General features: G+C 60.9%; 12 protein-coding genes. 4 read left to right on the forward strand and 8 right to left on the reverse strand.

Annotated features, from left to right (window positions below):
• Nucleotides 1-202: 202 nt before the first annotated feature.
• The 7 genes from PH605_RS02520 to PH605_RS02550 all read right to left on the reverse strand — a co-directional run bounded on the left by PH605_RS02520 (nucleotide 203) and on the right by PH605_RS02550 (nucleotide 7,824).
• Complete coding sequence (locus tag PH605_RS02520; protein WP_065654394.1) at nucleotides 203-1,576, reverse strand: glutamate--cysteine ligase; 1,374 nt, start codon at nucleotides 1,574-1,576, stop codon at nucleotides 203-205.
• A gap of 118 nt (nucleotides 1,577-1,694) precedes the next feature.
• Nucleotides 1,695-2,432 (reverse strand): 16S rRNA (uracil(1498)-N(3))-methyltransferase, encoded by a 738-nt coding sequence (locus tag PH605_RS02525; protein ID WP_161987674.1) that lies wholly within the window; start codon nucleotides 2,430-2,432, stop codon nucleotides 1,695-1,697.
• Between the two features lie 17 nt (nucleotides 2,433-2,449).
• Nucleotides 2,450-3,955 carry an inorganic phosphate transporter gene (locus PH605_RS02530; RefSeq protein ID WP_065654392.1) on the reverse strand — a complete coding sequence of 502 codons (1,506 nt, stop codon included), beginning with the start codon at nucleotides 3,953-3,955 and terminating at the stop codon, nucleotides 2,450-2,452.
• Nucleotides 3,956-4,117: 162 nt separating this feature from the next.
• Nucleotides 4,118-4,558, reverse strand: a complete 441-nt coding sequence (locus PH605_RS02535; RefSeq protein WP_065654391.1) for an NUDIX hydrolase — start codon at nucleotides 4,556-4,558, stop codon at nucleotides 4,118-4,120.
• 299 nt (nucleotides 4,559-4,857) lie between these two features.
• On the reverse strand, nucleotides 4,858-5,604 hold the full coding sequence (locus PH605_RS02540; RefSeq protein WP_104679325.1) for an HAD family hydrolase: 747 nt from the start codon (nucleotides 5,602-5,604) through the stop codon (nucleotides 4,858-4,860).
• Nucleotides 5,601-6,947 carry a glycosyltransferase family 4 protein gene (locus PH605_RS02545; RefSeq protein WP_161987672.1) on the reverse strand — a complete coding sequence of 449 codons (1,347 nt, stop codon included), beginning with the start codon at nucleotides 6,945-6,947 and terminating at the stop codon, nucleotides 5,601-5,603. Before PH605_RS02545 ends, PH605_RS02540 begins: the two co-directional genes overlap by 4 nt.
• Nucleotides 6,948-7,050: 103 nt before the next feature.
• Nucleotides 7,051-7,824 (reverse strand): FadR/GntR family transcriptional regulator, encoded by a 774-nt coding sequence (locus PH605_RS02550; protein WP_142844000.1) that lies wholly within the window; start codon nucleotides 7,822-7,824, stop codon nucleotides 7,051-7,053.
• Nucleotides 7,825-8,112: 288 nt separating this feature from the next.
• Between PH605_RS02550 and PH605_RS02555 the strand changes: the two genes are divergently transcribed.
• Nucleotides 8,113-9,387 carry a DUF3422 family protein gene (locus tag PH605_RS02555; RefSeq protein ID WP_142843999.1) on the forward strand — a complete coding sequence of 425 codons (1,275 nt, stop codon included), beginning with the start codon at nucleotides 8,113-8,115 and terminating at the stop codon, nucleotides 9,385-9,387.
• Between the two features lie 161 nt (nucleotides 9,388-9,548).
• Here the strand turns inward: PH605_RS02555 and PH605_RS02560 are convergent, their stop codons facing one another.
• The gene (locus PH605_RS02560; protein ID WP_142843997.1) at nucleotides 9,549-10,448 is read right to left on the reverse strand and encodes a LysR family transcriptional regulator; all 900 of its coding nucleotides are present in this window, start codon (nucleotides 10,446-10,448) and stop codon (nucleotides 9,549-9,551) included.
• 110 nt (nucleotides 10,449-10,558) lie between these two features.
• On the opposite strand from PH605_RS02560, the gene PH605_RS02565 reads away from it, so the two are divergent.
• From PH605_RS02565 to glcF, 3 genes are all read left to right on the forward strand, one after another.
• On the forward strand, nucleotides 10,559-11,992 hold the full coding sequence (locus PH605_RS02565) for an FAD-binding oxidoreductase (protein ID WP_142843996.1): 1,434 nt from the start codon (nucleotides 10,559-10,561) through the stop codon (nucleotides 11,990-11,992).
• Between the two features lie 241 nt (nucleotides 11,993-12,233).
• The gene (locus PH605_RS02570) at nucleotides 12,234-13,448 is read left to right on the forward strand and encodes an FAD-binding protein (RefSeq protein ID WP_142843994.1); all 1,215 of its coding nucleotides are present in this window, start codon (nucleotides 12,234-12,236) and stop codon (nucleotides 13,446-13,448) included.
• A gap of 3 nt (nucleotides 13,449-13,451) precedes the next feature.
• Nucleotides 13,452-14,753 (forward strand): glycolate oxidase subunit GlcF, encoded by a 1,302-nt coding sequence (glcF, locus tag PH605_RS02575; protein ID WP_142843993.1) that lies wholly within the window; start codon nucleotides 13,452-13,454, stop codon nucleotides 14,751-14,753.
• Nucleotides 14,754-14,892 lie beyond the last annotated feature (139 nt).

The following is a 14,892-nucleotide window of genomic DNA, read 5'->3' on the forward strand; positions in this document are numbered from 1 at the left end:
CCCGGTTTTCCGTCCGGAAATGCGCCAAAACGTTCCAGAATGTTCGGGCAATTCCGGCAGACCTCCAGCCGCCGGAATTGCTTTCGAACGGAAAAGTTTTCCCCGCAGGGTGATTTGCCAATAGCCCTGCCTTTGCCCGGTGTCAGGCCCCTCGGCCGCGCCGGGCTTTTTTTAATGGCGTCGCAATTTTAGCGGCACTGCCTCAATACTGATATTCTTCGAATACCGGCAGCACGGAGCCGCCCCAGCGACCGTTGTAAAGCGCAAGTAGGTCTTCGGCGAGCGTGGTCTTCTTGGCAAGAACTTCATCCAGCGACGACAGGAACACGGTCTCGTCCTGGCCTTCGCCGTTCAGGCGCTTGCGGTTTTTCAGGCCGGTACGGGAAATGTCGAGCACCTCGCGGGCGAGACCGAGAAGCGGCTTGCCGGCGATCTCGGCGGAAAGACCCTTGGCCGGAACGGCATTGCGAAGGGCGATGACCTCGTCGAAGCTCCAGCCGGCGGTCAGCGCATCGGCAGCGGTCAGCGCCTCGTCATCGTAGAGAAGGCCGACCCAGAAAGCGGGAAGGGCGCAGATGCGTCTCCACGGGCCGCCATCCGCACCGCGCATTTCCAGAAAGCGCTTCAGGCGCACATCCGGGAACAGGGTGGAAAGATGGTTCGTCCAGTCACCCATGGTCGGCTGCCAGTCGGCGATTTCACCCTTCAGCGCACCGTTCATGAACTGGCGGAAAGTGACATGGGTGCAATCATGATATTTGCCGTCGCGCACGATGAAATACATCGGCACGTCGAGCGCCCATTCCACATAGTCCTTGAAGCCGAAGTCATCGCTGAAGGTGAAGGGCAGCACGCCCGAGCGGCGATTGTCGGTGTCGCGCCAGATATCGCCGCGCCAGGAAAGAAGACCGTTCGGCTTGCCTTCGGTGAAGGGCGAGGAGGCGAAAAGCGCTGTTGCCAGCGATTGCAGCTTCATGGAAACGCGCATCTTCCGGCGCATGTCCGCTTCGGAGGAAAAATCGAGATTAACCTGAATGGTGCAGGTGCGGTACATCATGTCGAGACCCTTGGTCCCGACTTTCGGCATATAGCGCGTCATGATCGCGTAACGCGATTTCGGCATGCGTGGCGTTTCGTCATAGCTCCACAGCGGGCTGCCGCCGATGCCGAGGAAACGGATGCCCATCGGCTCGGCCACTTCGCGCAGTGTCGCCAGATGCTGGTTGGATTCCTTGCAGGTCTGGTGCAGGTTTTCGAGCGGCGCGCCCGACAGCTCGAACTGGCCGCCCGGCTCGATGGAAATGGCGCCCATGCCGTGCTGCTCGCCAAGGCCGATGATGTTTCCGCCGTCCATGATCGGCTCCCAGCCGAGCTTTTCCTGCATGCCCTTCAAAAGTGCTGAAATGCTGGCTTCGCCGAAATAGGGAACGGGACTGTTATCCTCGCGGAAAAACGCGAATTTTTCATGTTCGGTGCCGATGCGGAAGTCGGCTTCAGCTTTGCAACCGCCCGCCAGATAATCTGTAAGCTCCGTGACGGAGGAGAGGGGGGTCTGGTCGGTCGTGTCGCGTGCCATGGCTTACCTTGTTATGACGTCTCTGTTGCGGCGAGGCATATGATTGGCAGATAGGGCCGGATCGTATCCGGAGGCAAATGAATTTCTTTTAAAGATGCATGAAGCGCAATGGGGCCAGTCAATTCCAGTCGCCGATCGCCGCCTGAATGACCGCGAGCGCAGCGACGGCGGCCGTATCGGCCCTCAGGATACGCGGCCCGAGCGGAATGGGGGTAACGAAGGCAAGGCCGCGCAGAAGCTCCCTTTCTTCCTCGGAAAATCCGCCTTCCGGGCCGACCAGCAGGGCAAGTTTGCGCTCCGTGACGGCTTGCAGGATCGGCAGCGGATTTTGCCCCGCATCGCCTTCGTCGCAATAGATGATGCGCCGGTCGTGGGGCCAGGTCTCGAGCATATCCCTCAGTTTCACCGGCTCGGCCACCTCGGGCAGGGACAGTATGCCGCATTGCTCGGCGGCTTCGATGGCGTTGGCGCGCAGTTTTTCGGTATTGTGGATCTTGCCCTGAACATGCTGCGTCATCACCGGCTGCAACAGGCCGGCGCCCATCTCCACCGCCTTCTGCACCAGATAGTCCATGCGCCCGACTTTCAGCGGCGCGAAAAGATAATGCAGGTCCGGGGCGTTCGGCTGGGGCCGTGTCTGCTCGAGGGGGACGAGCACGATCTTCTTGCGGCTCGGAAAGGCAAGTTTCGCTTTCCATTCGCCATCGCGACCGTTGAACAGCAGGATTTCCGCACCGTCGGTCATGCGCAGCACGTTGGCGAGATAATTGAACTGTTCGCCCGTCGCCTCCTGCGCGACGCCTTCGGCAAGGCTGGCTTCGATATACAGGCGTTGCATCCGGAAATTGGCGCGCATGGGATTCTGTTTCAGGTTCAGAGAAAGAGGGACGACATGAGCCAGTAGAGCAGCGCCGCAAGCGCTGCACTGGAAGGAACGGTGACCAGCCAGGCGGCGATGATCGTCATGAAGTGGGAGCGGCGGACGAGATAACGGCGGCGTATCTCGGAAGGATTGTCGGCATATCTTTCGGACCGGCGGGGCCTGCCGTCACCAGCCTGAACGAGCTCCTGCCGCCGCCGCGACGATTGCGTGTACCATTCGCGGAAGAAACCGACGCCGAACACCGCGCCGATTGCCGTATGGGTGGTGCTGACCGGAAGGCCGAAGCGTGAGGCAACGAGCACGGTGAGCGCCGTGGCCACGGAAACGCAGAAGGCGCGCATCGGATTGAGCTTGGTGATCTGCTCGCCGACGAGACGGATAAGGCGCGGGCCATAAAGAAGAATACCGCAGGAAAGCCCGAAGGCGCCGACCAGCATTACCCACATCGGTGCACGGGCGGATGTGCTCACCGCCTCGTCATGCAGGGCCCGCACGATGGCAACAACGGGCCCGATGGCGTTCGAAACGTCGTTCGCCCCATGGGCGAAAGACATAAGGCCGGCGGCGAGAACCAGCGGCCACTGGAACAGGATTCGAAGCGACTGGTTGCGGTTTTCCAATCCTTCCGATTGTTTGCGGATGATCGGCACGCAGAGCCGCCAGACCACGAGCCCGGTCACCAGCCCTGTGAGGCTGGCATGGCCAAGCGACACATGCATGAGCTGCCGCAATCCGACCCAGATGAGATAGGCCATAAAGACGCCCGCCATCAAACCGATGAGAACCGGAACCCACAGTCGGGCGGAGGTGAGCTTGTCCTCGCGGTAAATGATAAATTCCTTAATGAAAGCAAGGATGGCGACGGCGATGATGGCGCTGATGAACGGTGCCAGAACCCATGCGAAGGCAATGCTGCCGAGCGAAATCCAGTCGACCGCCTTCGCCCCATAGGCGGCCATTCCCGCTCCCGCAACCCCGCCCACCACCGTATGGGTGGTGGAAATCGGCGCCTTGGTCCATGTCGAGATATTGACGAGAAGGCCGGCGGCGAGAAGCGCCGACAGCATTGCCCATGAAAAGGCGGTCCTGTCGGGAATTGTCTCGATATTGATGATGCCGCTGGAGATGGTCTCGACCACATTGCCGCCGGTGATCAGCGCGCCGGCAATCTCGCAGATGGCGGCGATGATGAGGGCGGCGGCAAGCGGCATGGCTTTGGCCCCAACCGCCGGGCCGACATTGTTCGTGACGTCATTCGCGCCGATATTGATAGCCATATAGGCGCCGATGGCGACGGCGGCGATGATGATGACCGAACCCGCGGTGCCGGTGACGAAGACGCCGGCGAAGATGGCCGCCAGGACAACGAACATGAACCCCGCGCCAAGGCCGGCAAGCTGCTGCGTGACATGCAGCGTCGCCTCTTCGACACGGGTAATCTTGTCGAGATCCTTGTCGAGCGTCGGTTTCATATTCGATGGCGGCTTGATTGCCATTCAGACCTCGTTTGCCAGCATTCCCTTTCGTCCGGCAGTGTCGCAGGTTGAAGGCAATTTTACAGAAAGACTGTTACATCTCGCACATCTTTCCAAAAGGAAAGACGATAAAAGCCATGTTGGAAAAACAAACTGCACATTGCCACGTTCGGGGCGGGCGCGCTATTTCGAATGCGTCATCCGTTTGTCGAAAGCGTGCATCAGTGCTTTCAATTCCGGCTCGTTGACGCGTTTTCCCGCTTCCTGGGGACTGACCCATTCCAGCCGTCTGGATTGCTTTTCGGGAAAGCTTTCCTGCATCTCCGAAACTTCGAGCAGATGCACCTGAACCCTGCACGGTACGTTGACGCCGCTGTTCAGCTTTTTCTCATATTCGTAATAACCGAAGGGCGCCTTTTCCACCGTGCCTTTGACACCGGCTTCCTCATAGGCTTCCTGCTCGGCCACCGCATGGGCCTTCTTGTTGGCCATGGGCCAGCCCTTGGGAATGACCCAGCGTCCCGTATCCCGGCTGGTCAGCAGCAACACTTCCGGCTCCGGATTCTTCTTGGACAATCGATAGCACAGCGCCGCATATTGCTGTCGCGGCGGTCTGCGCAACATCAAGCCAACATCTGTCGCCAATCGATTCAAAATCTTCAATCCGGATTGATCCTTTTTTGCTGGGTAGTGACAATTGCTAATATAGATGTGCCGTAAGTTCCGCCAATCCCCTTTCACCCATAACCCACTACTGTCTTCACGCTGATGAAGCCTGCGGGCAAAGGTGGGCATGGTAGATATGCGAACAAAGCTGCGACCGGGTGGTTCCCCGGCCGGACAGCCGATGCGGTAATACCCTCTCCGCCCGCCTTCAAGCATACGGATTGCAAAGCCGCTATGAATTGTAGCCGGGGCTGTTTTTAGTCCGGGGTTAATCCCCAGTGCCGGAGGCCTTCGACCACACCGTCCGCCTCCTTCGCAGCCGAGTGAAAGAAGCGCGTATCATGATATGTCAGCGAGACGAGCTCCGGCAGGGCATTGCCCACGATCACGCCGCGAATATTCTTTAGCTCAAACATCGCCCTATCATTGCCAGTATCGCCTGCAACCACTGATTCGTCGAGGCCGATCTGTAGTTGTCCACATAGCCATGTCAGCGCGGCACCCTTATCGGCGGCTTTCGGCAAGACGTCGAGGTCGCGGTCGCTGGAATAGACGATACGGGCATCGATATCGGCCGCGACAAGTGCGGCCTCAATCTCTTCGAGCGCGGCGTCATCGGCGTCATACAGGAACCAGCTCGATTTCAAGCCGTGCTGGTAACGCTCCTCCTGCATCGTCACACCGGGAATTCCGGCCATGACCTCGGCAATCTTCTGGGGGTCGAAACCGGTGCCGAGGGACTGTGTATAGGCGTTTGCCAGCTCGCCTCGCTCTTTCGCGTGCAGCATGGTGCCGACCCCGCCGATGATGTAGTCGGGCTGCGGCAGCGGTACCTCTTCGATGAGCGCAAGCTGGTCGTCGATCAGCCGGCCGCTGTTGAAAACCAGAAGGGGACGTTGACCCTCCGGCAACGAATGCCAGAAATCGCGGAACCGGCGCGTGGCGTTGTTATCGCCGACGACGGTTCCGTCGAGATCGGTGGAAAAAAGGCGAAGCGGTTTCAATCGCCGTCGTTCCATGGTTCGGCCCAATCGGCTTCTTCCAGAACCGGCATCATGGTTCTGCCTTCCACAAGGGCGAGAAGCTGCTGGGCAATGCCGGTCCATGTGAACAGGCTGCGCGCCTTGTGCGCCCCCATGCGGGAAAGCCGCCCGTAAAGTCGCTCATGCTTGAACGGCTTCATCATGGTGATGCCGAGGTCTTCCTTGTCGAAAGGATCGGCGAACAGCGCATGGCGGCCATAACTGACGGCCCGGAACAACCCGCCATGAATGGTAACGACGGTTGGCGTGCCGCTCGCCATCGCTTCGATAGCGGTCATGCCGAAAGGTTCGTAACGGCTGGAAAGCACGAAGAGATCGGCCGCGCGATAGATGTCCGGCAGGTCTTCATCCGCGACATAACCGGAAAAAGCCACCTTATCCTCTAGGCCGAGCGCTTTCACCCGCTCCTTCAACTGGTTGAGGATCGTGGTTTCCTGCTCGTCCATATTCTCGCCGCCGACCGCCAGATGCAGCCGGGCTTCCGGTTCGCGTTCGGCAAGCACGGAAAAACCGTCGATCAGCAGGTCATAACCCTTGTTGGTCGCAAGGCGTCCGAGCGCCAGCACCGTCTTGCCCTCGAAACCGAAACGCTGCCGGATCATCTGCCGCGTCGCATCGGAAACAGGGAAGAAACGGTTGTCGTCATAACCCGGCGGGATCATGTGGATGTGCTTGCGCTTCAGACCGTAATCCTCGATCAGAACGTCGAGCTGCACCGGCGTCGTGGCAATCACCATATCGCAGCTCCGATAGATGATCAGCTCGTGCTGGATACGTTCCCTGAAGTTGAATTCCAGTTCGAACGTATCGGCCTTTTCCGGATAGTCGGTTTCCATCTGGCGCTTTTTCCAGATGCCGAGCGAATGCGGCGTGTGCAAATGTGGGATTTTCAGCGCTTCGGAAAGCCGCTGGCCGGCGACGCCCGCATCCCAATAATGGCTGTTGATGAACGAATAATTCAGGTCGTTTTTCTTGATGAAGCGCAGTGCATTTTCGCACCACTCCATCAGGTGACGGTGCAGATATTCCTTGGGAATGAAATCGCGCCCGCCGCAGGGAATGCGCACCACGCGGACGCGCTCATCGACCTCATCGAATTCCGGCTGGTCTTCGAAGCGGCGGGTGTAAAGATCGACAGTATAACCGAGCTGGCCGAGTTTGCGTGCAAGCTCAAGCACATAAACCACCTGTCCACCGGTGTCCGCAGCGCCCAGCGGCGGGTGCGCGGCGACATAGCCATGCGTCGATATGAGAGCTATCCGCGGATAGCGTTCAGTTTCGCTCGTGGTCGTCATGGGTCCCATCTTGGTAAATTTTTCCAATTAACCCGATAAAAAGACCAAAGCGCACAAAAGGTTCCATCAAAATCTGAAAAAACCGGGTGCCGCATTTCGCCGGATGGCGTTTTCAGAGGCTTCGCTGCTGCTGCCTCAGGCGCGAAATCCGGTCCCATTCCCGCGCCTGATGCGCCTTGGATGTCGTCTCCACGATGAAGTCGATATGGGCCTCCGCCGCCGCCCTTGCCGCAGCCGCATCGCCGGCGGCAATCGCATCGTGGATGGCGATATGTTGCCTCAGCACCTCGTCATGGGCGCCCGCGACAGTGAAGATGAGATGGCGATTGTAGAAGATGTCATCGCTCAGAAGCCGATAGCAGGAGCGCAACGTGTGCATCAGCACGATATTATGCGCCGCTTCGCCGATGGCGTTGTGAAATTCCACATCGCCCGCAAGCTCTTCTTCGAAACGGCCCGCCTCATGCGCTTCCCGCATTCTGTCCACGATGGCGGCGAGGTTGCGCCTGTCCGGCTCGGTCGCGCGCTGTGCGGCAAGTTCGGCGGTCATGCCTTCGATATAGCGGCGATATTCGAGGAAATCGCGCGTCGCCCGGCTGTGGCGGGTAATCAGCGCGCTCAAGGGGTCTGAAAAGACCGGGCCGACAATATCGGCAACATAGGTGCCGCCGCCATGCCGGCTGGTAAGGAGGCCACGGGTCTCAAGCTCCTTCAGCGCTTCCCGCAGGATCGGCCGCGAGACATCGAGGCGTTGCGCCAGTTCGCGCTCGCCGGGCAGCCTGTCGCCATCGCGCAATATGCCGTCGAGGATCAGTTCCTCGAAGCGTAGGATCACCTCCTGCGATGTGCGGCTGTGCTCGATGCGCGCAAAAAGCGTTTCGTCCATCGCAGAAGTCTCCGGCGAAATCCCGCCCCGTATTTCGATGGGGGCAAATTATCAGCGAAGCATCGTACTGGTCAAATATTCTATCCAGTTACACGCCTCGTCCGTGCCATGCCTGCGGCAACACGGCATCTGCCTTTTCGAATTGGCTTTTGTTAATGCAGCGGCAGGACAGGATAGCGGATTTTTCCGCCAGGTGGATCAAAACAATGACAACGGCTTCGATTGCGGTGTTTTCATCGCGATCAATGCTCTAATAAAACCGGCGCAACAGGCGGGGACGATATCGCAATGGCCAAGGGTAGATTTGCTTTCGCAAGCGCGCCGGAAAGATCGCTGGCGCTCGGGGAGGTTCATGCGCGACCGACGGTGCTTCTCGCACCCTCGCGCATCATCGTCCAGCTTGCCTTCATGATGGATGGTGGTTCGGCCGTGCATCACTCGGTCATCGCGGAAATGTCGCGCAGCCGCGGTGTCGCGCCACCGGAGCGCGATGCCCGCCACCATGCCATGCCCTGGGGGCAGGGGACCTTGCGCTGGGAGCGGCATACCGAATTCTCGACCTGGTTCTGGGATGGCCCTGCGCCGGAAAAATTCGGCGGCGAGATTGCCGGCGATCCCTTCGGCGACGGCTTTTCGCCGCCCGGCTCGCTGATCTCGGGCGTGCGGCTGGAAATCCGCCCGGAAAATGGCGTGGCGTCTGAGGCGGAGACGATCTTCGAGCCGACCAGCCTCTGTCACAGCGACGTGCGCGACGGTCAGGCGGCGATCCTCACCGATTTCCGGCAGGATCGCGACGGGCTGACACAGATATTGGTGATCGACCGGGGCTTGAGCGATTACAGCCGCGGCGCGCTGGTGCAGCGGCTGTTGGATATCGAGACCTATCGCACCCTTGCCATGCTCGGTCTACCGATGGCGCAGACGCTCTCGCCGGAAATCCGCCGTATCGAAGATGGCCTGACGGGTATCACCCAGCGCATGAAAAACGGGGCGCGCGACGAGGCGGACGCGCTGCTGGCGGAAATGACCCGGCTTGCGGCCGAACTGGAAGCCAATGCCGCGCTCAGCCTCTATCGTTTCGGCGCCAGCCGCGCCTATGACGGCATCGTGCGCGAACGTATCCGTGCGCTTGCGGAAACCCCGGTGCAGGGCCACGAGACCATGGGCAGCTTTCTAGAACGGCGCATGGCGCCGGCCATGCGCACCTGCCAGTCGGTGGAGGAGCGGCAGGCCAACCTGTCGCGCAAGCTCTATCGCGCCACGGCGCTCGTCCGAAGCTGGATCGACGTGGAACTGGAACGGCAGAATACGGTGTTGCTCAACACCATGAACAAGCGCGCCGCCATGCAGCTTCGCCTGCAGCAGACGGTCGAAGGCCTCTCGGTCGCCGCCATTTCCTATTATGTTGTCGGCCTCATCGGTTATCTCACCAAGGCGATCAGCCATTATGTGCTGCCGCTCGACCCCGCCGTCGTCACCGGCATCTCCGTTCCCTTCGCGGTCCTCGGCGTCTGGTGGGTGGTGCGCCGCATCCGCCGCTCCCATGCCGAGGGCGGGCGTTGAGGGCCAAGTTTCCCTCATTCCTGTGCTTGTCACAGGAATCCAGCCGACGCGCGTCCGCGCGGCGGGAAGGACTCCTTTCAGCCCAAGGACTTGGGCTGGCTGGATCCCTGTGACGGGCACAGGGATGAGGGAGGATAGGTGGTGCGGACGCGACGCCTGCCTCAACCCTGCTCCCAATAGGGTGAAGGCCCATAAAGCCCGGCGAGATAATCGATGAACAGCCGAACCTTCGCAGGCAGGAACTGCCGGCTCGGATAAACCGCCGAGAGCGTGACGTTTCGCGATCCCTCATAACCCGGCAGAACCTGCACCAGCTTGCCGCTGCGCAATTCATGGCCGATATCCCAGGTGGAGCGCAACGCAATGCCGAGCCCCGATATCACCGCCTCGCGGATCACCTCGCTGGAATTGGTGATGAGCATCCCCTCCGGGCGAATGCTCATCGCGCAGCTCGGTCCTTCCAGCCGCCAGACATCGTTATTATGGGCCGGCAGGCAGCGGTGCTTTTTCAGATCCTCGATTGTCGCGGGCATACCATGGGCAGCAACGTATTCCGCCGAAGCGCAAAGCACGCGGCGCACTGGCGCCAGCCTGCGGGCCACGAGGCTGGAGGAATTGAGATCGGCGATACGGATGGCCAGATCGTAACCACCCTCGATGATGTCGATGAATTCGTCGCTCAGCACCAGATTGACCGAAAGATCAGGATGCCGCTCCATGAAACCTTTCAGATGCGGCGCGATATGCATGCGCCCGAAGGAAGTCGGCGCGGAGACCTTCAGCGTGCCGTTGACCGTATTGGCGCGGCCGGAGACGAAATCCTCGGCCTCTTCCAGCCCTTCCAGCACGGCAAGCACCCGCTCGTAAAAGCCCTGTCCCGCTTCGGTCAGCGAGATTTGCCGTGTGGTGCGCTGGAAAAGCCGCGCGCCGAGCTTTTCTTCCAGCCGCTTGATGCGCTTGGAAATGACGGCGGGCGAATAACCAAGCTCCCTTGCGGCCAGCGACATGCTGCCGGAGGCGGCAACGCTTGCGAAGACTTCCAGATCACCCAGATTCGTCATAGTTGCCCTCGATTGTTTCCAGAAAGGAAAAAATCCATAACATTTGATTGCGCCGTTTCAAAGTGGTAAAGAAAGAATACCAGTTGGTGAGATGGCATGGAGGAGGGGCGGTGACGCAGCCGATCAAGTTTCTGGAGCCGCGCGCGAAAGTCGTCGCAGGCCGCGACCGCATCATAGCGGACCTCAAGGATATTCTGGCCGCGGACTGTCTTGTGCACGAGCCGCGCGAACTCGTGCCTTTCGAAACCGACGCCTTCGTTTCCTATCGCCGCCTGCCGCTGGCCGTGGCGTTGCCGAAAACGACGGAAGAAGTGGCGGCGGTGATGAAATATTGCCACCGTTACGGTATTCCGGTCGTGCCGCGCGGCGCCGGCACCTCCCTGTCGGGCGGCGCGATCCCGCAGGAGGATGCGGTGGTGATCGGCCTTTCCAAGATGGCTTCGATCCTCGAACTGGATTTTTATAACCGTACGGCGCGGGTGCAGGCGGGCGTCACCAATCTTTCCATTTCCGATGCGGCAGGTGCTGAAGGTTTCTTTTATGCACCGGACCCCAGCTCGCAGCTTGCCTGCACCATCGGCGGCAATATCGGCATGAATTCCGGCGGCGCGCATTGCCTGAAATACGGCGTCACCACCAATAATCTGCTTGGCGTGAAAATGGTGCTGGTGGATGGCACAGTGCTGGAGCTGGGCGGCAAGCACCTCGATGCCGCCGGCTACGATCTGCTCGCCCTCGTCTGCGGCTCGGAAGGCCAGCTCGGTATCGTGACGGAAGCGACGGTGCGGCTGATCGCCAGGCCGGAAGGTGCGCGACCGGTGCTGTTCGGCTTCGAGACGTCGGAGGAGGCCGGCTCCTGCGTGGCCGATATTATCGGCGCGGGCATCATCCCGGTCGCCATCGAATTCATGGACAAGCCAGCCATCGAAATTTGCGAGGCTTTTGCCAAAGCGGGCTATCCGCTGGATGTCGGCGCGCTGCTGATTGTCGAGGTCGAAGGCTCCGAGGCGGAAATGGACGCCATGCTGGCCGACATCGTGGCGATTGCCCGGAAACATGGCGTGAAGACGGTGAAGGAATGCCAGTCGGCCATGGAGGCGGCGGCGATCTGGAAAGGCCGCAAATCCGCCTTCGGCGCAACCGGCCGCATCGCGGATTATATCTGCATGGATGGCACCGTGCCGCTCTCCCAGCTTTCCTACGTGCTGAAAAAGACGAGCGAAATCACCGACCGCCTCGGCCTGCGCGTCGCCAATGTCTTCCATGCCGGCGATGGCAATATGCACCCACTCATCCTGTTCAACGCCACCGATCCGGAGGATGCGGCCCGCGCCGAAGAGGCAGGCAATGAAATATTGAAGCTCTGCGTCGATGCCGGCGGCTGCCTGACCGGCGAACATGGTGTCGGCATCGAAAAACGGGATCTGATGCGCCACCAGTATGGTGAGGCCGATCTTGCCCAGCAGATGGCGGTGCGTGCGGCTTTCGATGAGGGCTGGCTGATGAACCCTTCCAAGGTGTTTCCGCTGGAGGGGAGGGGATGATGGGTGTGAATTTCGTGACGGTGGTGGGTGTGGTTTACCCCCCTCTGCCCTGCCGGGCATCTCCCCCTCAAGGGGGGAGATCGACAAGCGGCGACCTCCCGCTCAATTCTCGAACGGTGCAATTGAAACGATGTGCCAGCCTCTTGCCGATCTCCCCCCTTGAGGGGGAGATGCCCGGCAGGGCAGAGGGGGGTATCCCTCGCGCAAACCTCGCCACCCCATGCCCGGAGCCCGCCACCACATGCTGACCCCCTACGCAGAAACCCAGGTCGCCGACATCATCCGCGACCACGCCGCCCGAAAAGCCGCGCTGAAAATCCTTGGCGGCAACACCCGCTCCGGTTTCGGCAATGCTGTCGCAGCAGATGAAGCACTCTCTTCCCGCGCCATGAACGGCATCGTCTCCTACCTGCCCGCCGAAATGGTCATGACCGTCAAGGCCGGAACCCCGCTCGCAACCGTCGAAGCCGCCCTTGCAGAAAACCGCCAGATGACGGCCTTCGAGCCTATGGATCACCGCCCGATCATGGGCACCGAAGGTGAGCCGACCATTGGCGGTGTCTTCGCCGCCAATGTTTCCGGCCCCCGCCGTTATGTGGCGGGCGCCGCACGTGACAGCCTGCTGGGTATCCGTTTCGTCAATGGCAGCGGTGAGGTCATCAAGGCCGGCGGCCGGGTGATGAAGAATGTCACCGGGCTCGATCTGTCGAAGTTCCTGGCCGGGTCTTTCGGCACGCTCGGTTTCCTCACAGAAGTCACCTTCCGCGTGCTGCCGAAACCGCCTGCGGAAAAAACCGTGGTCGTTTCCGGTCTCGACGATGAAGCGGCGACGCGCATCATGGCGGCGGCGATGGCGATGAGCGTCGAGGTTTCCGGCGCGGCGCATCTGCCGGAAAGCGTTCGTTCCCGTTTCATCGAGGGCGGATTGCCGGACGGTCCGGCGACCATCCTGCGGCTGGAAGGGCTTTCCGCCTCGGTGGAGGCGCGCACGGCCAAACTCCTTTCCGTCATGGACCGGGTCGGGCCGTGGGCGCTGCTGGAGGGTGAGGAAAGCGGGCTTTTGTGGCGTCAGGTGCGCGATGTCGCGCCCTATGCCGGACAGGCGGCGAAGCCCTTGTGGAAAGTATCGGTCGCGCCTTCGGTTGGTCATCAGCTTGTCGCGGCGCTGCGCATGGAAGCGGGCATCGACGCCTTTTACGACTGGCAGGGCGGCCTCGTGTGGATGCAGATGGAGGCGGACCCCGAGGCGGATTTACTGCGCGGCGCGATCCGGGCGCTCGGCGGCGGCCATGCAACTTTGGTGAGGGCGAGCGATGCGGTGCGCGCCACGGTCGCTGCCTTCGAACCGCGCCCGGCGGCGGAAGCGCTGCTTTCTGCGCGTATCAGGGAGAAGCTCGATCCGGCGGGCATCTTCAATCCCGGCAAGATGGCCGTAACGATGGAAGGGGCCGTCTGAACCATGCAAACATCCTTCACGCCCGAACAGCTGGCCGATCCGCATGTGGCGGAATCCGAAAAAATCCTGCGCAAATGTGTGCATTGCGGCTTCTGCACCGCCACCTGTCCCACCTATGTCACGCTCGGTAACGAGCTGGACAGCCCGCGCGGCCGCATCTACCTCATCAAGGATATGCTGGAAAACAGCCGCCCGGCAGACCGCGAGGTCGTCACCCGTATCGACCGCTGCCTCTCCTGCCTTGCCTGCACCACCACCTGTCCCTCCGGCGTGGATTACATGCATTTGGTCGATCATGCCCGCGCCCATATCGAACAGACCTACAAGCGCCCCTTTATGGATCGGCTGATCCGCAATCTTCTGGTTGCTGTCCTGCCTCATCCAGCCCGTTTCCGGCTGGCGCTGCATCTGGCCCGGCTGGCGCGGCCTTTCTCCGGCCTGCTTGCCAAAGTTCCGGCGCTGAGGCCGCTGCAATCCATGCTCGCTCTCGCCCCCGCCGCCGTGCCTGCGGCCTCCGCGTCAACCCGTCCGGGAGAGCGGCCGGCCGAGGGCGAGAAGCGTGGACGCGTCGCCATCCTCACCGGTTGCGCCCAGCCGGTGCTCGATCCCGGTATCAACGAGGCGACGCTGCGCCTTCTGGCGCGGCTCGGCATCGAGGTCGTGGTGCCGAAGGGGGAGGGCTGCTGCGGTTCGCTGGTGCATCATATGGGCCGCGAGGAAGAGGCGCTCGCCTCGGCAAGGCGCAATGTCGATGTCTGGACGCGTGAGATGGAAAGCGGCGGTCTCGACGCCATCATCATCACCGCTTCCGGCTGCGGCACCACCATCAAGGATTACGGTCACATGCTGCGACTCGATCCAGCTTACGCCGAAAAAGCCGCGCGGGTCTCGGCTTTGACGAAGGACGTCACTGAATATCTCGCCACCCTCGATCTGCCGCAAGGGCAAAGCCAGGGTCTGACGGTCGCCTATCATTCGGCGTGCTCCATGCAGCATGGCCAGAAGATCACGCTTGCCCCGAAACAACTCCTGAAGGCGGCGGGTTTTACTGTGCGCGATCCGGCGGAAGGGCATCTCTGCTGCGGCTCGGCCGGAACCTACAACATCCTGCAGCCGGAGATTTCCGCCAAACTCAAGGCGCGCAAGGTGAAGAACATCGAGGCCACCCGGGCGGATGTCATCGCCACCGGCAATATCGGCTGCATCACGCAGATCGGAACCGGCACGGATATGCCTATCCTGCACACGGTGGAGTTGCTGGACTGGGCCTATGGCGGGCCGAAACCGGCGAGGCTTTCGGTTTAGAGCGTGGTGTGCCGATAAGGCAGCGATCCTGCATGACGGTGCGTGACGTATAGATTGGGGCCGCGCACCTTTCTAAAGGCTTCTCCTCATCCCTGTGCTTGTCACAGGGATCCAGTCAGCCCAAGTCCTTGGGCTGAAG

Source organism: Agrobacterium sp. CFBP 3001 (genome assembly GCF_027871605.1).
Classification (GTDB): Bacteria; Pseudomonadota; Alphaproteobacteria; order Rhizobiales; family Rhizobiaceae; genus Agrobacterium; species Agrobacterium leguminum.